This window comes from Pseudooceanicola nitratireducens (assembly GCF_900109195.1).
GTDB lineage: Bacteria > Pseudomonadota > Alphaproteobacteria > Rhodobacterales > Rhodobacteraceae > Pseudooceanicola > Pseudooceanicola nitratireducens.
In genome coordinates, this window is record NZ_FNZG01000003.1 from 752,728 (window position 1) to 774,512 (window position 21,785).

A 21,785-nucleotide genomic window follows, 5' to 3' on the forward strand; every position below is an offset into this window, starting at 1 on the left:
CCGACCCCTGAAACCGCCCCTATCGGGCAGGCGACCAAAGCTGGAATTCTGGCGCGGTCGGCCACGGAGTCGTCCCAAGATCAGAAATCCGTCCGGATCTGGCAGGCCATGCCGTTTTTTGCACCACGTCCTGTAGAAGTGCGGCTACAGGTCATTTCACGCGATCCAAAGCTGAACCTGGCAAGCCAAGGCCCCTCGGCCCGCCCCCGCCTACCAGCGGGTCAGCGCCGCCTCGTCCTCGTCCTTGGCAGCAACCCAGTCGGATCCGTCCGGCCCGAGTTCCTTTTTCCAGAAAGGCGCGCGGCTTTTCAGGTAGTCCATCAGGAATTCGGCCGCCTCAAAGGCGTCCTTGCGGTGCGGCGCGGCGGTAGCGACCATCATGATCGCCTCGCCCGGCTCCAGCGGGCCGTGACGGTGGATCACCAGCACGTCGCCAAGCGACCAGCGCCCCTGCGCCTCCTCGGCGATCTTGGTGATCGCCCGTTCGGTCATGCCGGGATAATGTTCGATCTCAAGCCGGCTCAGCCCGCCGTCCGCGCGCACGAGGCCGGAAAAACTGACCACCGCGCCCACGTCGCTATGCCCTTCGGAAAAGGCGTTCAGCTCTGCGCCCGCGTCGAATGCCGCGCTCTGCACCGCGATCCGCATGGCTCAGCCCCCGGTCATGGGCGGGAAGAAGGCCACTTCGCGCACGCCCGCAAGCGGCGCATCGAAATCCGCCAGCTCCTGGTCCAGGGCGACGCGCAGGGCCGACAGATCGGCAAAGGCGGCCTCGTAGCGCTCTTCCCTCGCCTTCAGCTCCTCGACCAGCTCGGCCACTGTGGCGGCCTGGGTCTCGACCACGTCCCGCGGCTGGCCGATCCTCTCGCGCACCCATGCGAAGTAAAGAACATCCATCAGTCTTCCCCCAGATGTGCGCGCGCCTTGCTGAAGTAATCCCAGCCGGTGATGGCCGTCAGCCCGGCGGCAAGCCAGATCAGGATCAAGCCGATGTAACCGGCCCATTCGGCCCGGACCAGCATGCCCCGGATCCCCAGGGGATCCTCTTCGCTGCCGTCCAGGATCGCCGTGATCATCGGCGCATCCATCCCGAAGACCGCCATGCCAAGCGTGGTGTTCAACCCGCCTTGGGCCAGAAGCAGCGCGATGGCGATCATCTGCACGGCCGTCTTCCACTTGGCCAGCTTGGTGACCTTCAGCGTGCCTGCCACATCGCCCAGGAATTCGCGCAGCCCCGACACAAAGACCTCTCGGAACAGGATCACCGCCCCAGGCAGGATCACCGCCACCTTCAGCGGCGACCAGACCGCCAGCGCCAGAAGCGCCAGCGCGACCATGGCCTTGTCGGCAATCGGATCCAGCATGGTGCCGATCCGGCTGATCTGGTTCCACTTCCGCGCCAGGTAGCCGTCGATGTAATCAGTGACCGAGGCCCCGACAAACAGACCAAAGGCCAGCCAGTCCGCGTAAGGCCGCGGGATCAGCAGGAAGACAAGGATGATCCCCGGGGCCGCCAGCAGGCGGATCAATGTGAGGATATTGGGAAGTGTCATGCGCATATCAGCCTCCTACCCTGTTCCCGACATCAGGAAAAGAACCCGAAGGTCTCACATCCCCGAATTCCCGTCCCCAGTGGCCCCGACCGCCCCGCAAGGGAAGCGCCGCAAGCGGCGCTGCAGGGGCCCTGCCCCTGGCGGCATCCTTCGAATGCCGCCACCCCGGAGTATTTTCGGCAAGATGATGGGGGATCAGGACGCCCTCGATCATCTTGCCCGAAATACTCCCGCCGGAGGCACCGGTCTGCAATCGCCCCGATTGCAGACCCATGGATCGCGTGCGCGCGGCACGCGCGCGCCTTCGGATCACCGCTCAGCCCTTTTCGTGGAAATGGGCATAGATCGTCTCGGCCATGGCACCGGAAATCCCCTCGACCGCCTTGAGATCCGCCAGCCCCGCCCGGCTCACTGCCTTGGCCGATCCGAAATGCGCCAGAAGCGCGCGCTTTCGGGCGGCACCGACGCCGGGCACCTCGTCCAGGGGGGTGGCCGACATGGCCTTGGCGCGCTTGGCGCGGTGTGTGCCGATGGCAAAGCGGTGCGCCTCGTCCCGCAGGCGCTGGATGAAATACAGCACCGGGTCGTTCATGCGCAGGGCAAAGGGCGGCTTGCCGGGGCGGTGGAATTCCTCTTTCCCGTGGTCGCGGTCCACGCCCTTGGCCACGCCCACCATCGGCAGGTCGGGCACGCCCTGTTCCTCTAGGATCTCCTGCACGGCCGAAACCTGCCCCGCGCCACCGTCGATCAGCAGCAGATCAGGCCACAGGCCCTTGTCCCGTTCGGGGTCGTCTTCCAGCAGGCGGGTCAGGCGGCGGGTCAGAACCTCTTTCATCATGCCGAAGTCATCGCCCGGGGTCAGATCCTCGCCCTTGATGTTGAACTTGCGGTACTGGTTCTTCAGGAACCCCTCTGGCCCCGCGACGATCATGCCGCCGACCGCGTTCGTCCCCATGATATGAGAGTTGTCGTAAACCTCGATCCGCTGCGGCACCAGGTCCAGGCCAAAGGCCTCTTGCACGCCCTTCAGCAGTTTGGCCTGCGTGGCGCTTTCCGACATCTTCCGGCCCAGGCTTTCGCGGGCGTTGCGGGCGGCGTTCTCGATCAGCTCGGCCTTTTCCCCCCGCTGCGGCACGGCGATCTCGACCTTGCGGCCCAGCTTCTCGCTCAACGCCTCCTCCATCAGGTCGCTGTCCTCGATCGGATGCGACAGAAGCACCAGACGCGCCGGGTCCTTGGTGTCGTAGAACTGGCCCAGGAAGGCCTGAAGCACCTCGGCCTCGGAGACATCGGCCCCCGCGCGGGGATAGAAATCGCGGTTGCCCCAGTTCTGGTTGGCCCGGATGAAGAAGACCTGAACGCAGGCCTGCCCGCCCTCCATGTGCAGGGCGATCACATCGGCCTCGGGGGTGGTGCGCGGGTTCACGCCCTGGCTTGACTGCACATGGGTCAGCGCGCGGATCCGGTCGCGCAGGGCAGCGGCACGTTCGAACTCCATCGCCTCTGACGCGTCGGACATCTCGCGGGCCAGCTTTTCCTGAACCTGGGTCGACCGACCCTGAAGAAACCGTTCCGCATCGGCGACCGAGGCGGCATAGTCGGCCTTTGAGATCTCGCCCGTGCAGGGGGCGGAACAGCGTTTGATCTGGTACAGAAGGCAGGGGCGCGAGCGACTGGAATACATCGAATCCGAGCAATTGCGCAGCAGGAAGACCTTCTGCAGCTGGTTCAGCGTCCGGTTCACCGCCCCCGCCCCCGCGAAGGGCCCATAATAGGCCCCCTTGCGTTTCTTCGCGCCGCGGTGCTTCACGATCTGGGGAAAGTCGTGGTCCTTGGTCACCAGGATATTGGGAAAGCTTTTGTCGTCGCGCAGAAGCACGTTGTAGCGCGGCTTGAGCTGCTTGATCAGGTTCTGTTCCAGCAGCAGCGCTTCGGTTTCCGTGCGCGTCGTCAGGAACATCATCGAGGCGGTTTCGCTGATCATCCGCGCGATCCGGCCCGAATGCTGCGATGAGGGGCGCGAATAATTCGACACCCGCGCCTTCAGGTTCCGCGCCTTGCCGACGTAGAGCACGCGGCTTTCCTCATCGAGCATGCGGTAGACCCCCGGGGACGAATCAAGCGTCGCCAGGAGAGAGGAAATCAGCGCGTAGCCGGTCAGGGATTCGGGTGTCGATGCGGTCATCATATCCAGATGGTGATTCTCACATATGGCTGCAAATTTCTGACCACTTGGACAAGGGATAAGACATCCACGACTTCTGTGGATAACTCTGAGGGCAAATTCTTTCCATTCAGAAAATCCCCTTGTAAACCGGGGCATTGCTGGCATTGCCTAAAAATTCAGCGCAAACATAACCCACTGATTTCAATCAATTCTTTTTCTTGACCGCGTCAACCAACTGAAATCATTAAAGTTTTGGTAACTCTTTTGTGACGTCCCGTCGAGAGGTGTACAACTTCCCCTTGGTCAGGCGGGAAGTTCACTCCAACCCGGTCACATCGGGGGTTTCCCAGGCCAGATGCTGACCGCCATCAACGCAGATCAGCTGCCCCGTGACAGCCCGCGCCGTCAGCAGATATCGCAGCGCATCGCACATGTCCTGCGGATCGCTGCCACGGCCCAGAATCGTTGCGGCGCGCTGCCTTGCGAACTGGTCCTCATCCTGCCGTCCACCGCGCAATGTCGGCCCCGGCCCGATGGCGTTGACCCGGATGCGTGGCCCCAGGGCCTGGGCGCTGGTCTGCGTCAGATCCCAAAGCGCGGCGCGCGACAGGGTGTAGGTCATGAACTCGGGCGTCAGCTTGCGCACGCGCTGATCCAGCATGTTGATTATGACGCCCCGCGCGCGCGGCTCGCCCCCGTCATCCGTTTCCACATCAGGGCATTGCGCGGCGAACCTCTGGGTCAGCACGAAGGGCGCGCGCAGGTTCGCCTCCATGTGCTTGTCCCAGCTGGCGCGGCTGGCCGTGTCGAGCGTGTCGAATTCGAAAACCGAGGCATTGTTGACCAGGCAGTCCAGCGCGCCGCCCAGCCCCTGCCCCGCGCGGTCGACAAGGGTCTGCACCTGATTTTCCTGGGTCAGATCGGCCTGCACCGTCACGGCCTTGCGGCCCTTGGCGCGGATCAGACCTGCGACCTCTTCCGCCGCCTCGCGCGATCCGCCGTAATGCACCGCCACGTCCCAGCCCAGGTCTGCCAGTTCCAGCGCAAGGGCGCGTCCGATCCGTTTGGCGGCTCCGGTTACCAGGGCGCGTGTCATGGGCTCTCCTTACATCAGCACCACGGTAACATAGCCCAGGTAGAGCGCGGTCAAGACCAGGCCCCAACGGCGGCCCAGATCGCGGCGGAACAGGACGAAGGGGGCCAGCACCAAAGCCGAGGCCAGCATGACCCACAGATCGAACTGAAGGAATTCGGGATCCACGGGGATCGTGCCGAACAGCGTCGTGACCCCGATGATGCCCAGCAGGTTGAACAGGTTCGACCCGATCACGTTGCCCATGGCCACATCCGCCTGCTTTCGCAGCGCCGCCATCACCGTCGTCGCCAGTTCGGGAAGCGAGGTGCCAAGCGCCACCAGCGTCAGCCCGATGACCGCGTCCGACACCCCGTAGGCCCGCGCGATGATCGAGGCATTGTCGACCAGAAGATCCGCCCCCATAGGCAGGCCCACAAGGCCCAGCACCACATACAGCCCGATCTTCCACCAGGGCATGTCCGGGTCCGCGCCCTCCAGGTCCGAAATCTCGTCAGCCTCCGGGGTGCAGTCCTTGCCCTCGGCCCCGTCAGCCATGTGACAGCGCGCTTCCCGGACCTGATCGCCCAGAACCACGGCCAGGCCGGCCAGAAGGATCAGGCCACTGACCCAGGTCAGCGGACCAAGGAAGGCCAAGCCGATAAAGCCGACCGTGGCCAGCAACATCATGTAATAGCTGCGTTTCGTATCGATCCGACTGGTCTGCATCCGCGACAGGATCGCGGGAAGGCCCAGCACCAGCAGCACGTTGGCCGTATTCGACCCAACCACGTTGCCAAGCGCCAGTCCCGGCTTGCCTTCGTGGATGGCGCTGATCCCGATCAGCAGCTCGGGCGCGGATGTCCCGAAGGCCACGATGGTCAGGCTGACGATCAGGGCGGGTATGCCGATCCTCAGGCTCAGGTTCACGGCGCCGCGCACCAGCACGTCGCCCGCCAACAACAGGATGGCCAGGCCAAGCCCGGTCATGATCCATGGCATCATTTATTGCCTCCGCAGGGGCAGGCCCCTTTGCCGATCTTGTACCGCCCGCAATGCGGGCATTTACGGCCAGACGCTTTTCTGAACTGGCCTGGTTTCGGCAGCTTCAGCTTGCCGAACATCGCCAACACACCCATGGCGACCAGGAATAAAGTGACGATCTTCAGGATCACGTCAGAGGCCAAGCCGGGCATAGGCCGCCCGTTCCTCGACCCCCTGCAGCGCATCCGACACGACCCGCGCCCCGAACCGCGACAGCAGCCCGCGTTTGGGCCCATAGCGGCGGAAACGCACCTTTTCACCGAACTTGGCCTTCATCACCGGGACCAGGTGGCCGATCCCGTCGACCAGCCCCAGGGCCTGGGCCTTCTCGGCCAGCCAGAATTCACCGGTGAAGATATCCTCGGACTCTTGCAGTTTTCCGGCACGACGGTCTTTCACATGGTCAATGAAGGCCGCGTGAATATCGCCGAGCAAGGCCTTGAGTCTGGTGACGTCTTCCTCTTTCTCGGGCTGGAACGGGTCCAGCATCGACTTGGACTTTCCTGCGGTGTGCACCCGACGCTCAAGCCCCTGGCGCGACAGCAGCACATGCGCCCCAAAGCTGGCCGAGATGACGCCGATGGACCCGATGACCGACGAGCGGTCTGCATGGATCTCATCCGCCGCGCAGGCCAGCCAGTAGCCGCCCGAGGCCGCAGTATCTTCGACAAAGGCATAGACGGGCACGGATTTTTCATCCGCCAGCCGCCGGATCCGCGCCGCGATCAGCGAGGATTGCACCGGCGATCCGCCGGGCGAATTGATCAGCAGGGCGACGGCCGCGGGTTTGCCCTTGCGAAAGGCGCGTTCAATGGCCGGGGCCAGCGCCTCATCCGACAGGGGCCCGCGCGGGCCGGACGAAATCATTCCCTGCAGCCGGATCACGGCGACAAGGGGGGGACGTTTCCTGATACGTTGGATCATCTGCATGACAGCGATGTAGAGGCGATGCCCCCCGCCGACAAGGCGCGACACGGGTGCCTATGCAGATTCACATGCAGTTTGACGCGCAGTTTGACGCGCTAACACCGGCAATCGGCGCACCCGGGACCTGCGCCTCGGATGCGCCGCCATCTTTCCAAGGGCGCGAAGGCCCCGACCGATCACGCCGGGGTCAGTCCCGCAGGCGCCAGCCGGTGCGGAAGATCCACCAGATGATCCCCAGGCACAGCGCGGTGAACCCGGAAATCGCCATAAGGCTGATCCCGATCGGCACATCCGCCAGCCCGAAGAACGCCCATCGGAACCCCGAGATCAGGTAGACCACCGGGTTGAACAGGGTCACGGTCTGCCAGAAGGGCGGCAGCATCGAGATCGAATAGAACGACCCGCCAAGGAACACCAAGGGCGTCACGATCAGCAGCGGAACCAGCTGCAATTGTTCGAAATTCCCGGCCCAGAGCCCGATGATGAACCCCATCAGCGAAAAGGACACGCAGGTCAGCACCAGAAAGGCGATCATCGCCAGCGGGTTCTGGATCGTCAGATCCACGAATAGCGACGCGGTGCCCAGGATCACCACCCCGATGAACAGCGACTTGGTCGCCGCCGCGCCCACATAGCCCGCGACGATTTCCAGAAACGACACCGGGGCCGAGAGCAGTTCGTAGATCGTGCCGATGAACTTGGGAAAGTAGATCCCGAAGGACGCGTTCGAGATCGACTGCATGATCACCGACAGCATGATCAGCCCCGGCACGATGAAGGCCCCATAGCTGACCCCTTCGACTTCCTGGATGCGGCTGCCGATGGCGGTGCCGAAGACCACGAAATACAGCGACGTCGAAATCACCGGAGAGATGAAGCTTTGCAACAAGGTGCGGAAGAACCGCGTCATTTCATAGCGATAGATCGCCCAGACGGCCGTCAGTTTCATGCCGCACTCTCCTTCACCAGGCCCACGAAGATCTCTTCCAGCGACGATTGCCGGGTCGAGATGTCGCGCAGGCCGATGCCTGCCCCGCTCAGCGCCGACAGAAGCGCGGTGATCCCCGTGCGGTCCTGTTTCGTGTCATAGGTATAGACCAGCGCCGCCCCGTCCTGCGCCAGCGTCAGGTCGAACTCGGCCAGCCCGGCCGGCACGGACGCCAGCGGTTCGCGCAGCTCGATCGTCAGTTGTTTCTGGCCCATGCGGGCCATCAGGGCGGTTTTGTCCTCGACCAGCAGCAGCTTGCCACCGTTGATGACGCCGACCCGGTCCGCGATGGCCTCGGCCTCTTCGATGTAATGGGTGGTCAGGATCACGGTGACGCCGTCGCGCTTGAGATCGGCGACGATGTCCCACATGTCCTTGCGCAGCTCTACGTCGACGCCGGCGGTCGGTTCGTCCAGGAACAGCACCTTGGGATCGTGGCTTAGCGCCTTGGCGATCAGCACCCGGCGTTTCATCCCGCCCGACAGCTCTTTGGTTTTGCTGTCCTTCTTGTCCCACAGCGACAGGCGGCGCAGGATCTTTTCCAACGCCGCATCGTCGCGCGACTTGCCGAAAAGCCCGCGTGTCAGCCGCACGGTGTTCCAGACGGTTTCAAAAGGCTCCAGGTTGATTTCCTGCGGCACCAGCCCGATCAGGCTGCGCGCCTGCCGGTACTGCGCCACGGTATCAAAGCCGCCCACGGTGACCGACCCGCTGCTGGGCATGGTGATGCCGCAGATGGTCGAGATCAGCGTCGTCTTGCCCGCGCCGTTCGGCCCGAGCAGCGCCAGGATCTCACCCTCTTCGATGTCCAGTGTCACGCCTTTCAGCGCTTCGAACCCACCCTTGTAGGTCTTTTTCAGATCATTGATCTGCAAGATCGGTGCCATGACCCATCCTCCTGTTCGCAGGGCGACAACCTAGCCCCGCCCCCCGCGCCCGGCCAGTGCGGATTTCGCCAGAGCACCTTGCAAAAACGCACAGAGCCGCGCGGACCAAGGGCCGAGACTGCGGAAACGTCTGATTGTGCAGGGGATGCCCGGCCAAGGCCAGGGTCAGGATCAGGGCAACAAAAAACCGCCCCGAGGGGCGGTTCTTTGGTCAAGTGGCGGACCGAGGAGGATTCGAACCCCCGACCCCTTGATTCGTAGTCAAGTACTCTATCCAGCTGAGCTATCGGTCCGTAGGGCGTGCATTTAGACCCCACCCCGGGGGAGCGCAAGCAGAAACTTGCAAGAAAAGTGACAAAGTTTCGATGCGGGCGTTTGGCGGCATTTTGCGGGGCATATCGGGCGGGCATCTGGCGCGGTTGCGCACCAGCTGACGGGGCACGCATCACTCGGCGGCCGGATCCAGCGCGGCAAGGGTCTTGGGCAGGACAATGCGGAACCGAGTGCCCGTGGCGTCGGTCCGGTCCAGCATCAGGCGGCCGCCGTGGCCGCGGATCAGCTCGGCCGAGATGGCAAGGCCCAGGCCCGCGCCACCGCGCCGCGTGCCGCCGGTGAAGGGGGTGAACAGGTTCTCCTGCGCCTTGGGCGGCAGGCCGGGGCCGGTGTCGGTCACCTGGATGACCCAGCTGGCCTCGTCCTCTTCGGCGAAGACCGAAATCTCGCCCCCCTGCCCGGTCGCAAGAATCGCCTGCCGGGCGTTGCGCACCAGGTTCAGCAGAACACGGTGAAGCTGTTCGCTGTCCGCCCGCACCATCAGCGTGGCGGGGATGTCTTCCGAGAAGCTCAGGTCTGCGTCACCGATCGCCAGCCGTTCACCGTCGATCACGTCGCCCACCAGTTCGGCCAGCGGCACCATGGCCAGGCGCGGCGCAGGTTCCTCGGCCCGGCCAAAGGCCAGCGTGCTTTCACATAGGTTCACCGCCCGCGTGATCGAGCCGACCAGCTTGGGAGCCAGGCGTTTCACGGTCGGATCCTCGGATTGCTCCAGCCGGTCGGTGAACAGCTGCGCCGAGGTCAGGATATTGCGCAGGTCATGGCTGATCTTGGCCACGGCCCCGCCCAATTGGGCCAGGCGTTCCTTTTGCTTCAATGCGCCGGTCAGCTCGGTCTCAAGCGCCTTCAGCGCCTGTTCCGCCTCGCGCAGTTCTGTCACCCCAGCGGAGGGTTCGATGATGCGACGGGTGTCCTCGGGCGCGGCGGCATAGCTTTGCATCTGTTCGATGACCCGCTTGATCGGCCGCACCAGCAGCGCCCGCACCGCCAGGAACAGAAAGGCCGAAGTCAGCGCCGAGATCGCAAAGCTCAGCCACAGGATTCGCCAGCCATAGTCGATCATCGCCAGCCGCAATCCGGCCGTGGGCATCGTCACCTCGATCAGCAGACCGGCCTCGCGCACGGGGTTACCGATCACCCGGATCACCCGCGGCTCGGGGTCCACCAGCCGCTGCAGCGCATCGCGCATCAGCGTCCAGGGGCCGGCGTCGCGCAGATCGAAGGTCTGGGTCACTTCCCCCGGCACGGGTGACGACAGGATCAGCTGCCGCGCCTCGTCACGGCGCAGCACGACGTTGTAAACCTCGGCATTGCTTAGAAGTTCTTCTTCCAGATCGGGGCTGATGAAGTCGCCCGTCAGCAGGGCCAGCGACGCGATCTGCGCCCGTTCCAGACGCGACAAAAGATAATCCTGCCGGAACCGCGCCACCGAGGGCACGAAGATCATGACCTCGGCCAGCATCACGAAGAGCACCGTGAGGATCAGGAAACGTCCGGAAAGAGATCGCAGCATTGTCAGTCCCGGTCCGCGGGTCTAGGGCACCAGACGCTGAACCGCCCGGGCCACCCGCTCAACCCACGGATTACCAAATAGTTTCTCCGAGAAATAGGTGCCAGTTACCGCTTTGCCCAGTTCCGCGACGGTCGGATAGGGCAGAACCATCCCAGAAAGCTTCGACAGACGGGTGCCTGCGGCCATCGCCTGCGCCCAGGGGGCCAGCATTTCCCCCGCATGAGCGGCCACGATCGTCACCCCGACAGGACGCCCGCGATGCAGGATCAGTTTCATCCACCCTTCGGTGGCGCGATCCGCCCGGGCACGGTCGTTCTCGGCCAGATCCTTTCGGATCACCTGAATTCTTTCATGGGCCTTGCGGGCCTCGACCTCGGTCAGGCCGATCTGCGCCAGTTCGGGCGCGCCATAGGTGACGCGCGGAATCATCGCGTGATCCGCCTTGGCGGGAAGGCCCAGCACCGCCTGACGGATCACGAGACCCGCATGATAACCCGCCACATGGGTGAACGAGGGCGCATCCGCCACCACGTCGCCGATGGCATGGATCCGACGGTTCGACGTACGCAGCCGCGCGTCCACCGCGATGCCCTTGCGGTCATGTGCCACACCGGCGGCCTCAAGCCCCAGCCCTTCAACCGTCGCCGCCCGTCCGGTGGCGACCAGAAGATGCGACCCTTTGATCCTGTCGCCGTTCCTGTCGCCGTCCAGATCCAGCCAGGGGCCGTCTGGCCCCCGCCCCGCCGCCTGCACTGTCGCCCCTTCCCGCACGTTGACGCCTTCGCGCAGGAGCGCCTGGCGCAGCACACCCACAGCCTGCCCGTCCTCGCGGTTCAGGATGGTCCCGGCCTCGACCAGCGTGACCTGCGCCCCGAGACGGCGGAAAGCCTGCGCCAGTTCGACCCCGATCGGCCCACCGCCCAGCACGATCAGATGCCGGGGCCGTTCGCGCAGGTCAAAGATCGTCTCGTTCGTCAGGTAACCTGCATCCTCCAGCCCCGGGATCGGCGGAATGGCCGGGCGCGATCCGGTGGCGATGACGAAACGACGGGCGGTCAGCCGGCGCCCCTCGACCTCCAACGCGTCAGGCCCGGTGAACCGCGCCATACCCCGAATAACCGTGACGCCAAGGCCTTCGAACCTTTCCTGGCTGTCGTGCGGGGCGATCTGGGCGATCACATCTGCGACGTGCTCCATCACCTTGGGAAAATCGACCACGGGTTCGACCGCTTCGATGCCAAAGACTTCGGCCTCGCGCATGGCCTGCGCCCGGGCGGCGGCGGCGATCAGCGCCTTGGACGGCACGCAGCCGGAGTTCAGGCAATCCCCGCCCATCGCGCGCGCTTCAATCAGAGCAACCCGCACCCCCATCTGCGCCGCGCCAGAGGCAACCGACAGCCCCGCAGCCCCCGCCCCGATGACGATCAGGTCGAAATGATCCGCGTTCTCTTTCATGTCGCTCTCCTTCATACCGGGGCCTTCCCGCGCAACAGGACCGGGATCAGCGACAGCGCCGCCAGCCCAAGCAGCGGCAGCAGGATATGCGGCTGGAAGATCACGCCAAGATCCGGGCGTCCGCCGTCCTCAAGCACGCGGCCCAGCCCGGCCCCGACCGAGGTATAGACCAATGCGCCGGGCAGGATGCCAAGCGCGGTCGAAATCGCAAAGCGGCCAAGCGGCACGTTCAGAAGCGCAGGCAAAAGGTTTGCCGCAAAGAAGGGAATGACAGGCACAAGCCGGATGAAGAACAACATCGACCATTGGTTTCGGTCCAGCCCCCGCTTGAACCGCGCCACGCGCCCTTCGCTGGCCTCAAGCCGCGCGGCGATGCCCCGGCCAAAGCCCGCACGCACCGCCAGAAAGATGCCGATCGCGCCCAGGGTCGCCCCGGCCACGTTCAGCGCCGTGCCCGGCCAAATGCCAAACAGGAACCCGCCCGTCAGTGTCGCGATCGTTGCCCCGGGCAGCGACAGCGCCACGATGCCCGTGTAGGCCAGCACCAGAAGAAGCCCGGTCAGGACCGGATGGGCAGCCCGATAGGATTGCAGCGCCTCGTGCCCGGATTGCAGGGCCTCGAACCCCAGCCGGTCGCCAAGGGCGACATAGGCCAGACCGGCGGCCAGGATCAGCAGGGCCAGCGGTCCGAAACGGCGCAACGGGGAGGGGCGGGTCTGGACAGTCATCAAGCGGGCTTTGTGGTTGGTGCAGGATCCGCAAAGAATGGCCGCGATGGCGGCACGGGGGAAGCCCCCTCACGCGGCAGTGATGCGCTGTTATAAAGGCGCACTTTAGGCAGATGCCGGGACCAAGGGGCACCGAAGCCCGCAATGCTCGACACAGCCGCCTGAACGACGCTAGACAGGCGGGCGAACGACAGACAAATGACCGGCCGGATCAGCCCCGCGCCACGCTTTGCACCCGGGCACCGGGGAAATCGCGAAATTCCCGCTCTGCCCGTTTGACATAATCCCAACCCACCCCTATAGAGCGGGCTTCGAACACCTGCGGACCGGCGGGCGATTCCCGCACACCCCGGCCCCGCGATCTGGACACCTTGCGCCCCGCTACGGCGCGCCACACGCCGCAAGGCGCAAGTAAACGGAGACGGAGCGATGAAACGCACCTACCAACCCTCGAACCTCGTGCGCAAACGGCGTCACGGCTTCCGCGCACGTATGGCCACCAAGGCCGGCCGGAAGATCCTGAACGCACGTCGTGCCCGCGGCCGCAAGTCGCTGAGCGCATAAGACGCGGCCCGGACGCCCCTGGCGGTCCGGGATCGGATATCGATTTGAAAAACCGCCGGGGCGTCTGTCCGGGCGGTTTTCGCTTGTCTGCCCGTCTTTTGAACAGCCGCCGCTTGATTGCCATTCACGTGGCACAAGGCACGCCCTTCCCTTGCCGTTACAGGTCGCCATGCCCCACACCGTCGAGACCCTGCGCAAACGCCCCGAGTTCCTGGCCTGCGCCCGCGCGCGGCGGCAGGGCACCAAGGGCATGCTGGTCCAGGCCCGGGCGCGCGGCGATGACGACCCGCTGATCCGGGTCGGGTTCACCTGTTCCAAGAAAGTCGGCAATGCGGTGGCCCGCAACCGCGCCAAACGGCGCCTGCGCGAAGTGGCGCGGCTTCTGCTGCCCGAGAACGGCAAACCCGGTTGGGATTACGTGCTGATCGGCAGCCGGGGCAACACCGCCGAGAGGGACTTTGCCGACCTGCAGCAGGATTTTCTTTACGCCCTGCGGAAGCTGCACGGATGAGCCCCCTGGCCACCCTGTTTTCGCTGCCCGTGCGGGCCTATCGCGCGGTCTTTTCCCCCTGGGTCGGGCACAATTGCCGTTATGATCCCACCTGTTCGGCCTATGCGCTGGAAGCGCTGCGGAAACATGGCGGGATCAAGGGCGGCTGGCTGACCCTGCGGCGGATTTCGCGCTGTCACCCCTGGGGCGGCATGGGCGTGGACGACGTTCCCGACTGATCCCCATCTGACCGCGCCATGGCTGGCGTCGCGGCGCATGTCTCCTCGGTCCGGCAGGGCCGGTCCTCCTCGACCTCAGGAAAACGCCCGCCCGGGATCGAAGGCGGCAATGTCCTGGTTCGGCTGACGCCCTTCCGCCAGATCGGTGATGATCCGCCCGGTGATCCCGCCCAGGGTCAGGCCCAGGTGCTGATGCCCGAAGGCATGCAGGATCCGGTCCGATCCCGGCGCAAAGCCGATCGCGGGCAGCGAATCCGGCAGGGTCGGACGGAAGCCCAGCCAGCTGCTGTCCGGGTCCGGCAAGGGGCCCAGCATCTCTTGCCCGCGCCGTTTCAGATAGGCCAGCCGCCCAGCATTGGCCGGCGCGTCCAGCCCCGCGATCTCGACCGTTCCGGCCAGCCGCAGCCCCCGCGCCATGGGCACGGCATAGAAACCGCCCTCGCCCCAGCCGACGGGCCGGGTGACGCGCGCGGCCTCGCCCGGGAACATCAGGTGATAGCCGCGTTCGGTGCCCAGGGGCAGGTTTTCGGCCCCGCTCCCCGTGATCCGGCCCGAGAACGCCCCCGCCGCCACAACCGCCCGCCGGGCGGTGACCGCGTCCGCATCCGTGCTGATGACAACCCTCTCGCCCTGCTGCGCCACGGACAGCACCCGCTGCGACAGATGCGCGCCGCCTTGGGCCAGGAAAGCCGCGTGGAAGCGGCCGACAAGCGCCTCGGGGTCGCGGATGTGACGGGCATCGGGGAAATGCACCGCGCGGGCGATGCTCAGGCGCAGCCCCGGCTCGGCCTCCTGCGCCTGTTCCGGGGTCATCTCTTGCCAGTTCACCCCCAGGTCGCGCCGCCGGATTAGCCCCGCTTCGGCCCCCTGCCCGCCGGCCCGCGTCGACCAGACCGAGATCTGGCCCCTCGCCACCACCAGGTCCCCGGCCCCGGCAGCCTCGATCAGAGGGTTCAGCCCGGCGTCCGCATGGGCCAGCACCCCGGCCAGCGCCGCGGCGATCCGCGACGACGGCTTGGCCCGACAATTGGCGAGGAACCGCAGCATCCACAGCGGATGGCGCAGCGCATGGCCCCAGCTGACCGAAAGCGGCGTGTTGCTGCCCAGAAGCAGCCCCGGCAGCCCGCTCAGGACCGAAGGGTCATTGACCGGCAGGCAGGCATAGGTGGCGATGGTGCAGGCGTTGCCCGAACTGGTGCCCGATCCCGGCGCGGCCGGGTCGATCAGCACCACCCGATGTCCACGCATTGCCGCCCACAGGGCCGTGCTGACGCCCACGACACCGGCCCCGATCACCGCCAGGTCATAATCGCTCATGGCCCGCCCTCCTGTTGCCTCCCTGTTGTGATGTCAAAAGACACCATCCCTCTTCCCCCGGACAGCGCAAAATGCGATAGCGCGCCCATGCTCGACGATCTTGATGATATCCACCCGCTGTTCCACGGTGCCCCCAAAAGCACCGAGTTCAAGAAGCTGCGCAAACGCATCGTGCAGAACGTGCGCGAGGCGGTGGACCAATATGGCATGGTCGAACCGGGCGCGCGCTGGCTGGTCTGCCTGTCGGGCGGCAAGGACAGCTATACCCTGCTGGCCATCCTGCACGAGCTGAAGTGGCGCGGGCTTCTGCCCGTCGACATCCTGGCCTGCAACCTGGATCAGGGGCAGCCCGGCTTTCCCGCCACCGTCCTGCCCGAATTCCTGGAAAAGATGCAGGTGCCGCACCGCATCGAATACCAGGACACCTATTCCATCGTCGTCGACAAGGTGCCCCAGGGGCGGACCTATTGCGCGCTGTGTTCGCGTCTGCGGCGCGGCAACCTCTATCGCATCGCGCGCGAGGAAGGCTGTTCCGCCGTCGTCCTGGGCCATCACCGCGATGATATCCTTGAGACCTTCTTCATGAACCTCTTCCACGGCGGCCGCCTTGCGACCATGCCTCCGAAGCTGGTGAACGAAGAAGGCGACCTGTTCGTCTATCGCCCCCTCGCCCATGTGGCCGAGGTCGATTGCGAGAAATTCGCCCGCGCGATGAACTATCCGATCATCCCCTGCGACCTCTGCGGATCGCAGGACGGGCTGCAGCGCCAGCAGGTCAAGCAGATCCTGGATGGCTGGGAAAAGAACAGCCCCGGACGGCGTCAGGTGATGTTCCGGTCGCTGATGAACATCCGGCCCTCGCATATGCTGGACCCCAAACTGTTCGATTTTGCCGGGCTGATGCGTGACATGGCCGCGCCCGCGCAGGATCACGGCGAGGCAGGCGAAATCCCGAAGCTGCGTTAAACAGCTGTTGAAACCTTGGCGTTAGCCTGACCCGGAACCGATTTCCGGGGGCAGGATGAAACGGCCATTCAGTATACACTTACGATCCCTGCGCGATCGCCTGCGGCGGATGCTGATCGGGCCGCAGACGCTGGCCTTTCTGCCGGCGCTTGCCCTGGCCGCCTTCTGGTTCGCCGGCGAACCCGGGTTGATGGCGACGGCGCTTGGGCTGCCCGTGCTGTTCGCCCTGCTGGGCGGTTTCAACGCCACCGCGCCGAAACATGTGCAATCCTGCGATCCCGTCACCGGCCTGCCGCTGCATGACACCCTGGCCAAGACGTTGCAGGCGGCCATGGACGGCACGCTGTCGACCCGGCGGGCGACCGGATGCTACATGGTGGCGATCGACGATTTCGACGTGATTACGGATCGTTACGGACGATCCGCCGCAGATCACGTGCTTCAGAAAACCGCGCAACGCCTGCGCATGGTGCTGCGCGATGGCGATATCATCTGCCGCACCGGCCACGCCAGTTTCGGCGTTGCCCTGGCCCCGGTGATGCAACTGGATATCGAAACCGCGATCCAGCTGGCCAGCCGCCTGCAATCCGGGGCCGAAGAACCGATCATCCTGGATGGCACGGTGATCTATGTCTCGGTCTCGATCGGCTTCTGTCAGGGCAGCCGCGTGCCGGAGAACTCGGGCCAGGGGCTGATGGATGCGGCCGCCACCGCCCTGGGCGAGGCGATCCGCAACGCGCCTTCGGCGATTCGGTCCTATTCCGACGAATTGCGCCGCACCGAACGCTCGCGCCACATTTTCGCGGATGAGGCCGCCGCCGCCCTGGACAGCGGGGATATCCTGCCGCATTTTCAGCCCCAGGTCTCGACCGACACCGGCCGCATCACCGGGTTTGAGGCTCTCGCCCGGTGGACCCACCCCGAACGCGGTGCCATCGCCCCGGCGGATTTCCTTCCCGTGCTGGAAAACGCTGGCAAGCTCGCCCGCCTGGGCGAGGTCATGTTGAACCGATCGCTGGCCGCGCTGCGGGCCTGGGATGATGCCGGGCTGGACGTGCCAACCGTCGCGGTCAACTTCTCCTCGGATGAGCTTCGAAACCCCAAGCTGATCGACAAGGTGAAATGGGAGCTGGATCGATACGAACTCGACCCCTCGCGCCTGTCGATCGAGGTTCTGGAAACCGTTGTTGCCGCCTCTCCCGAGGATGTGGTGTCGCGCAATGTCAACGGCTTGGCCCGTCTGGGCTGCCGGATCGACCTGGATGATTTCGGCACCGGGCATGCTTCGATTTCCTCGATCAGGCGCTTTGCCGTCGGCCGGATCAAGATCGACCGCAGCTTTGTCATGAAGGTCGATCGCGACGCAGAACAGCAGCGCATGGTGGCGGCGATCCTGACCATGGCCGAACGCCTGGGCCTGGAAACCCTGGCCGAGGGGGTGGAAACCCCCGGCGAACACACGATGCTGGCGCAATTGGGCTGTGACCACGTTCAGGGGTTCGGCATCGGCCGCCCCATGCCCTTCGACAATACCGAAGACTGGCTGCGCAAACACAGCGCCCGCATGGCCGAGGCCCCGCGTATTTCTCGCGGTAGTTAGATAGGGGTTTGTGGGGATCAAAGAACGACGGAAGGTGTCGGACTTAGGGCATTGTGAAGCGCCGAAGCGCCAATGTGGCCAGCTCCGAAGTGCCAAGCCTTTCCTATGGCATGGCGGAGACCCCGTCGCAGTTGCCGACACGGGCACGGACAGGGACAGGGACAGGGACAGGGACAGGGACAGGGACAGGGACAGCGCACGAGGGTTAAAGTTCAAGGTCCAAAGTTCGAGGCCAAGGCTCGAAGGGTGGTAGGTGCGTCGCATCGCTCCGTCTCCGTTGACTAACGCCTGCCGGGGTTTTGCGTGTGGCATGAGGCGCGCCGAAACAGGGAGCAAAATGCAGGGCCGGCATCACCGTCAGGGCTAACACCGGCACGGCTGACACGGGCACGGCTACGATCAGCGACAGCGACAGCGACAGCGACAGCGACAGCGACAGCGACAGCGACAGCGACAGCGACAGCGACAGCGACACAGCTCTGCCAGGGCCAAGCCCGGAGCAAGCGAGATCGGAAACAGCACAGCAAGAAACAACACGGCAGAAAACAACACGACCTGAAACAACACGACCAAAAACAGCAAAGCCGCGAACGGCAGGACTCGATACCGCCCCTGGGACGACTCTCCCAACGATAAACAGGCCAATGATCACGTTTTCCCGATTCCGCCTTGACCTTTGATGCCTTCCTCTGTTGAACCCACCTACCTTTCAAATTCGAACGGAACGGGCGCAATGGACGACCAGAATAAGAACCTAATCCTCGCAACGGTGCTCAGCTTCGTGGTGATCGTCGTCTGGTTCCTGCTATTCCCGCCGCCCGAAGCGACCCAGGATCCGAACGCCGTGACGGCCTCGGAAAGCACCCAGGCGGAAGAGGCCGCGCCGATGACGCCCACGGCGCAGCAGGCGACAACGACCACCGCGCCTTCCGCGGCGGCCCCCACGGTCCAGGCCGATGAACCGGCCCCCCGCCTGCAGATCGACACCCCGCGCCTCTCCGGCTCGATCAACCTGCGCGGCGGCCGTCTGGATGACCTCAAGCTGAAGGACTACCTGACCGACCTCGACGCCGATGCGACCCAGGTCACCGTCCTGCGCCCCGAAACCGAACGCGATCCGTTCTATGCGCTGTATGGCTGGATCCCCGTTTCGGGTGTCGATGCCGCCGCCGTTCCCGGTGAAGACGCGCTCTGGACTGTTCAGGGTGACGGCCAGCTGACCCCCGAAACCCCGGTCGTTCTGACCTGGGACAACGGGGCCGGCCTTGTCTTCACGCGCACCATCTCGGTCGATCAGGATTACATGTTCTCGGTCTCCCAGGGGGTCGAGAACACCACCCAGGGTACGGTCAGCCTGCGCCCCTATGCGCTGCTGCGCCGCCATGGCATCCCCTCGGACCTGAAAAAGTTCTTCGTTCTGCACGAAGGCCTTGTCCGCATGTCCGATGGTGAGCTGGAAGAAGCCAAATACGACAAGATCGAGGATTTCGACACCGACGACCGCGAAGGCGTGCCCGCCGAACGGATCGAAGTGGCGGAAAGCGGCTGGATCGGCTTCACCGACCACTACTGGATGTCGACGATCATTCCGCAGGCCGGCTTCCGCTCGACCGCGAAATACTTCCCCGGCCGCGCGATCTTCCAGACCGATGCCGTTCTGCCCGCGCTTGAAGTCCCCGCCGGGGCCACCGCCAGCAGCGACAGCCGCTTGTTCGCCGGTGCAAAGGAATGGGAAACCATCCGCACCTACCAGAACGACGAAGGCGTGACCCGCTTCCTCGACGCGATCGACTGGGGCTGGTTCTTCTTCCTGACCAAGCCGATCTTTGCCGTGCTGCACTGGCTGAACAGCCACATCGGCAACATGGGCTGGTCCATCATCGCGCTGACCATCCTTCTCAAGGCGATCCTTTTCCCGCTGGCCTACAAATCCTACGCCTCGATGGCGAAGATGCGTGAGCTTCAGCCCGAGATGGAGAAGCTGAAGGAAAAGGCCGGCGACGACCGCCAGGCGATGCAGAAAGGCATGATGGAGCTGTACAAGAAGGAAAAGGTGAACCCCGCCTCGGGCTGTCTGCCGATCCTTCTGCAGATCCCGATCTTCTTCTCGCTCTACAAGGTGATCTTCGTCACGCTGGAGCTGCGCCACGCCCCCTGGGTCGGCTGGATCCGCGACCTCAGCGCGCCCGATCCCTCGTCGATCCTGAACCTGTTCGGTCTGCTGCCCTTTGCCGCGCCCGATCCGGAAAGCTTCATCGCGATCCTGTCGCTTGGCGTGCTGCCGATCCTGCTGGGTATCTCGATGTGGCTGCAGCAGAAGCTGAACCCGGCGCCCACGGACCCGACGCAGCAGATGATCTTTGCCTGGATGCCCTGGGTGTTCATGTTCATGCTGGGCAACTTCGCCTCTGGCCTGGTGCTTTACTGGATCACGAACAACACCATCACGTTCATCCAGCAGTATGCGATCATGCGCAGCCACGGGTTCAAGCCGGACGTTTTCGGCAATATCCGCAAAAGCTTCAGCCGCAAGAAAAAGGCCGAAGGAAAATGACGGCGCGTGTTGCGCATCTCTTCCGCCACCCGATCAAGGCCATAGGCCGCGAAGAGGTGACAGAGGTTGACTTGATCGCCGGGCAGACACTGCCCGGCGACCGTCGTTTTGCCGTGGCCCATGAGGCCGCGAAGCTTGAGGACGGGGCTTGGAATCGCTGTGTGAACTTCATCCGGGGTGCCTCCTCGCCCCAGCTGATGGCCGTCACCCTGCGATCGGACGGCGATCTGCTGCACCTCAGCCACCCTGACCGCCCCGATCTGACCATCGATCCCGCCACGGATGGCCCCGCGCTGGTCAACTGGGTTGCGCCGCTGGTGGCCGAAGGCCGCGCCGCGCCGACGCATCTGGTGCCGGCCCCCGCCGACCGCGGGCTGACCGACACCAGCGCCCCGAGTATTTCCATGGCCAGCCTGGCCAGCCACGACCACGTCGCCGCCAGGGCCGCGCATCCCTTCCAGATCCACCGCTGGCGCTGCAACATCTTCCTGGACGGCCCCGCGCCCTGGGAAGAATTCGACTGGGTCGGCAAGACGCTGAAACTGGGTGAGGCCGAGGCCCGCGTCGAACGTCGCATCGACCGCTGCATGGCCACCACCGTCAACACCGACACCGGGCAGCGCGATGTGCCCACGCTCGATATTCTGAAAGACCTCGGACACCAGGACTTCTCGGTTGCGCTGATCGTGACCAAGGGCGGCCGCCTGCGCACCGGGGACGAGGTGACCCTGCTATGATGCCCCTGCCCTTCCCCGCTGTAGAAGAACCCGATGACGCCGCCCGAGAACTGGGCCGCAAGCTGTTCGCGGGCGAAACCCAGTTCGTCAAAGGCGTCGTTGCCATGGACGGCCTGCCCCCCGCCGACCGGATGGAGGTCTGCTTTGCCGGGCGGTCCAACGTGGGCAAATCCAGCCTGATCAACGCGCTGACCGGGACCAAGAACCTGGCGCGGGCCTCGAACACGCCGGGCCGGACGCAGGAAATCAACTATTTCACGCTTGGGGAAAAAGGCTTCCTGGTAGATCTTCCCGGCTATGGCTACGCCAATGCGCCCCTGCCTGTGGTCGAGAAATGGCAGCGCCTGCTGAAGCAGTACCTCAGCGGCCGCCAGACCCTGCGCCGCGCCTTCGTACTGATCGACGCGCGCCACGGGGTGAAAAAGGTGGACGAGGACATCATGTCGCTTCTCGACAGCGCCGCCGTGACCTTTCAGACGGTGCTGACGAAAATCGACAAGGTGCGGAAATCCGATCTGGAGAAAAGCCTGCGCATCACGCGTGAGGCGCTGGCGAAACATCCCGCCGCCTATCCCGAACTGGTTCTCACCAGCTCGGAAAAGGGCGACGGGATCGCGACCCTGCGATCGATCATCGCGGGAATCGACTAGG

The 21,785-nt window shown here is 64.7% G+C and carries 23 protein-coding genes and 1 tRNA gene; 8 read left to right on the forward strand and 16 right to left on the reverse strand.

The window, feature by feature from the left end; translation table 11 throughout:
* Positions 1–210 precede the first annotated feature (210 nt).
* The 14 genes from BMX99_RS14245 to BMX99_RS14310 form a co-directional block, all read right to left on the reverse strand.
* Complete coding sequence (locus BMX99_RS14245) at positions 211–648, reverse strand: molybdenum cofactor biosynthesis protein MoaE (RefSeq protein WP_093453053.1); 438 nt, start codon at positions 646–648, stop codon at positions 211–213.
* Between the two features lie 3 nt (positions 649–651).
* Positions 652–897, reverse strand: coding sequence for a molybdopterin converting factor subunit 1 (gene moaD, locus BMX99_RS14250; RefSeq protein ID WP_093453055.1), 246 nt, complete (start codon positions 895–897; stop codon positions 652–654).
* Entirely contained in the window at positions 897–1,559 is a 663-nt protein-coding gene (gene pgsA, locus BMX99_RS14255; RefSeq protein WP_093453057.1) for a CDP-diacylglycerol--glycerol-3-phosphate 3-phosphatidyltransferase, read from the reverse strand. Before pgsA ends, moaD begins: the two co-directional genes overlap by 1 nt.
* A 310-nt stretch (positions 1,560–1,869) precedes the next feature.
* Complete coding sequence (gene uvrC / locus BMX99_RS14260) at positions 1,870–3,738, reverse strand: excinuclease ABC subunit UvrC (RefSeq protein WP_093453369.1); 1,869 nt, start codon at positions 3,736–3,738, stop codon at positions 1,870–1,872.
* A 298-nt stretch (positions 3,739–4,036) separates the two neighbouring features.
* The gene (locus tag BMX99_RS14265; protein WP_093453060.1) at positions 4,037–4,816 is read right to left on the reverse strand and encodes an SDR family oxidoreductase; all 780 of its coding nucleotides are present in this window, start codon (positions 4,814–4,816) and stop codon (positions 4,037–4,039) included.
* 9 nt (positions 4,817–4,825) lie between these two features.
* Positions 4,826–5,797: a calcium/sodium antiporter gene (locus BMX99_RS14270; protein WP_093453062.1), complete on the reverse strand. Its 972-nt coding sequence runs from the start codon at positions 5,795–5,797 to the stop codon at positions 4,826–4,828.
* Positions 5,794–5,967 (reverse strand): hypothetical protein, encoded by a 174-nt coding sequence (locus BMX99_RS14275; RefSeq protein WP_409371780.1) that lies wholly within the window; start codon positions 5,965–5,967, stop codon positions 5,794–5,796. Before BMX99_RS14275 ends, BMX99_RS14270 begins: the two co-directional genes overlap by 4 nt.
* 1 nt (position 5,968) lies before the next feature.
* A complete protein-coding gene (locus BMX99_RS14280) occupies positions 5,969–6,760 on the reverse strand; it encodes a S49 family peptidase (protein WP_409371781.1) in 792 nt (263 codons plus the stop codon).
* Positions 6,761–6,950: 190 nt separating this feature from the next.
* Positions 6,951–7,712, reverse strand: a complete 762-nt coding sequence (locus BMX99_RS14285) for an ABC transporter permease (RefSeq protein ID WP_093453069.1) — start codon at positions 7,710–7,712, stop codon at positions 6,951–6,953.
* Positions 7,709–8,638, reverse strand: a complete 930-nt coding sequence (locus tag BMX99_RS14290; protein WP_093453071.1) for an ABC transporter ATP-binding protein — start codon at positions 8,636–8,638, stop codon at positions 7,709–7,711. The genes BMX99_RS14285 and BMX99_RS14290 overlap by 4 nt, the downstream gene beginning before the upstream one ends.
* Before the next feature lie 216 nt (positions 8,639–8,854).
* Positions 8,855–8,931, reverse strand: a tRNA-Arg gene (locus BMX99_RS14295).
* Positions 8,932–9,083: 152 nt separating this feature from the next.
* Entirely contained in the window at positions 9,084–10,484 is a 1,401-nt protein-coding gene (locus tag BMX99_RS14300) for a sensor histidine kinase (RefSeq protein WP_093453073.1), read from the reverse strand.
* 21 nt (positions 10,485–10,505) lie between these two features.
* A complete protein-coding gene (locus BMX99_RS14305; RefSeq protein WP_093453075.1) occupies positions 10,506–11,939 on the reverse strand; it encodes a dihydrolipoyl dehydrogenase family protein in 1,434 nt (477 codons plus the stop codon).
* An 11-nt stretch (positions 11,940–11,950) separates the two neighbouring features.
* A complete protein-coding gene (locus tag BMX99_RS14310) occupies positions 11,951–12,667 on the reverse strand; it encodes a TVP38/TMEM64 family protein (protein ID WP_093453077.1) in 717 nt (238 codons plus the stop codon).
* Between the two features lie 429 nt (positions 12,668–13,096).
* Here BMX99_RS14310 and rpmH point away from each other — a divergent pair, with 429 nt between their 5' ends.
* The 3 genes from rpmH to yidD all read left to right on the forward strand — a co-directional run bounded on the left by rpmH (position 13,097) and on the right by yidD (position 13,960).
* Positions 13,097–13,231 carry a 50S ribosomal protein L34 gene (rpmH, locus tag BMX99_RS14315; RefSeq protein ID WP_005980833.1) on the forward strand — a complete coding sequence of 45 codons (135 nt, stop codon included), beginning with the start codon at positions 13,097–13,099 and terminating at the stop codon, positions 13,229–13,231.
* 169 nt (positions 13,232–13,400) lie between these two features.
* A complete protein-coding gene (gene rnpA, locus BMX99_RS14320; protein ID WP_093453080.1) occupies positions 13,401–13,742 on the forward strand; it encodes a ribonuclease P protein component in 342 nt (113 codons plus the stop codon).
* Positions 13,739–13,960, forward strand: a complete 222-nt coding sequence (gene yidD, locus BMX99_RS14325) for a membrane protein insertion efficiency factor YidD (RefSeq protein ID WP_093453082.1) — start codon at positions 13,739–13,741, stop codon at positions 13,958–13,960. Before rnpA ends, yidD begins: the two co-directional genes overlap by 4 nt.
* 75 nt (positions 13,961–14,035) lie before the next feature.
* Here the strand turns inward: yidD and BMX99_RS14330 are convergent, their stop codons facing one another.
* A complete protein-coding gene (locus BMX99_RS14330) occupies positions 14,036–15,277 on the reverse strand; it encodes an NAD(P)/FAD-dependent oxidoreductase (protein WP_093453084.1) in 1,242 nt (413 codons plus the stop codon).
* 87 nt (positions 15,278–15,364) lie between these two features.
* Here BMX99_RS14330 and ttcA point away from each other — a divergent pair, with 87 nt between their 5' ends.
* Both ttcA and BMX99_RS14340 read left to right on the forward strand, forming a co-directional pair.
* Positions 15,365–16,243 (forward strand): tRNA 2-thiocytidine(32) synthetase TtcA, encoded by an 879-nt coding sequence (gene ttcA, locus BMX99_RS14335; protein WP_093453086.1) that lies wholly within the window; start codon positions 15,365–15,367, stop codon positions 16,241–16,243.
* A gap of 55 nt (positions 16,244–16,298) precedes the next feature.
* Complete coding sequence (locus BMX99_RS14340; RefSeq protein WP_093453088.1) at positions 16,299–17,843, forward strand: putative bifunctional diguanylate cyclase/phosphodiesterase; 1,545 nt, start codon at positions 16,299–16,301, stop codon at positions 17,841–17,843.
* Positions 17,844–18,048: 205 nt separating this feature from the next.
* Here the strand turns inward: BMX99_RS14340 and BMX99_RS19745 are convergent, their stop codons facing one another.
* The gene (locus BMX99_RS19745; RefSeq protein ID WP_170848710.1) at positions 18,049–18,318 is read right to left on the reverse strand and encodes a hypothetical protein; all 270 of its coding nucleotides are present in this window, start codon (positions 18,316–18,318) and stop codon (positions 18,049–18,051) included.
* Between the two features lie 258 nt (positions 18,319–18,576).
* Here BMX99_RS19745 and yidC point away from each other — a divergent pair, with 258 nt between their 5' ends.
* From yidC to yihA, 3 genes are read left to right on the forward strand one after another with little or no spacing between them, the layout of a single operon-like run.
* Entirely contained in the window at positions 18,577–20,397 is a 1,821-nt protein-coding gene (yidC, locus tag BMX99_RS14345) for a membrane protein insertase YidC (protein ID WP_093453091.1), read from the forward strand.
* On the forward strand, positions 20,394–21,134 hold the full coding sequence (locus tag BMX99_RS14350; RefSeq protein ID WP_093453093.1) for an MOSC domain-containing protein: 741 nt from the start codon (positions 20,394–20,396) through the stop codon (positions 21,132–21,134). Before yidC ends, BMX99_RS14350 begins: the two co-directional genes overlap by 4 nt.
* The gene (gene yihA, locus BMX99_RS14355) at positions 21,134–21,784 is read left to right on the forward strand and encodes a ribosome biogenesis GTP-binding protein YihA/YsxC (RefSeq protein ID WP_093453371.1); all 651 of its coding nucleotides are present in this window, start codon (positions 21,134–21,136) and stop codon (positions 21,782–21,784) included. Before BMX99_RS14350 ends, yihA begins: the two co-directional genes overlap by 1 nt.
* The last annotated feature ends 1 nt before the right edge of the window (position 21,785 follow it).

Coding starts and splice junctions, on each gene's coding strand:
- BMX99_RS14265 (WP_093453060.1), bottom strand. CDS start 4,816: ATGACACGCGCCCTGGTAACCGGAGCCGCCAAACGGATCGGACGCGCC.
- BMX99_RS14310 (WP_093453077.1), bottom strand. CDS start 12,667: ATGACTGTCCAGACCCGCCCCTCCCCGTTGCGCCGTTTCGGACCGCTG.
- BMX99_RS14330 (WP_093453084.1), bottom strand. CDS start 15,277: ATGAGCGATTATGACCTGGCGGTGATCGGGGCCGGTGTCGTGGGCGTC.
- BMX99_RS14340 (WP_093453088.1), top strand. CDS start 16,299: ATGAAACGGCCATTCAGTATACACTTACGATCCCTGCGCGATCGCCTG.
- BMX99_RS14270 (WP_093453062.1), bottom strand. CDS start 5,797: ATGATGCCATGGATCATGACCGGGCTTGGCCTGGCCATCCTGTTGTTG.
- BMX99_RS14350 (WP_093453093.1), top strand. CDS start 20,394: ATGACGGCGCGTGTTGCGCATCTCTTCCGCCACCCGATCAAGGCCATA.
- ttcA (WP_093453086.1), top strand. CDS start 15,365: ATGCTCGACGATCTTGATGATATCCACCCGCTGTTCCACGGTGCCCCC.
- BMX99_RS14300 (WP_093453073.1), bottom strand. CDS start 10,484: ATGCTGCGATCTCTTTCCGGACGTTTCCTGATCCTCACGGTGCTCTTC.
- BMX99_RS14290 (WP_093453071.1), bottom strand. CDS start 8,638: ATGGCACCGATCTTGCAGATCAATGATCTGAAAAAGACCTACAAGGGT.
- pgsA (WP_093453057.1), bottom strand. CDS start 1,559: ATGCGCATGACACTTCCCAATATCCTCACATTGATCCGCCTGCTGGCG.
- yidD (WP_093453082.1), top strand. CDS start 13,739: ATGAGCCCCCTGGCCACCCTGTTTTCGCTGCCCGTGCGGGCCTATCGC.
- yidC (WP_093453091.1), top strand. CDS start 18,577: ATGGACGACCAGAATAAGAACCTAATCCTCGCAACGGTGCTCAGCTTC.
- uvrC (WP_093453369.1), bottom strand. CDS start 3,738: ATGACCGCATCGACACCCGAATCCCTGACCGGCTACGCGCTGATTTCC.
- BMX99_RS14245 (WP_093453053.1), bottom strand. CDS start 648: ATGCGGATCGCGGTGCAGAGCGCGGCATTCGACGCGGGCGCAGAGCTG.
- rnpA (WP_093453080.1), top strand. CDS start 13,401: ATGCCCCACACCGTCGAGACCCTGCGCAAACGCCCCGAGTTCCTGGCC.
- BMX99_RS14285 (WP_093453069.1), bottom strand. CDS start 7,712: ATGAAACTGACGGCCGTCTGGGCGATCTATCGCTATGAAATGACGCGG.
- BMX99_RS14305 (WP_093453075.1), bottom strand. CDS start 11,939: ATGAAAGAGAACGCGGATCATTTCGACCTGATCGTCATCGGGGCGGGG.
- BMX99_RS14280 (WP_409371781.1), bottom strand. CDS start 6,760: ATGATCCAACGTATCAGGAAACGTCCCCCCCTTGTCGCCGTGATCCGG.
- yihA (WP_093453371.1), top strand. CDS start 21,134: ATGCCCCTGCCCTTCCCCGCTGTAGAAGAACCCGATGACGCCGCCCGA.
- moaD (WP_093453055.1), bottom strand. CDS start 897: ATGGATGTTCTTTACTTCGCATGGGTGCGCGAGAGGATCGGCCAGCCG.
- rpmH (WP_005980833.1), top strand. CDS start 13,097: ATGAAACGCACCTACCAACCCTCGAACCTCGTGCGCAAACGGCGTCAC.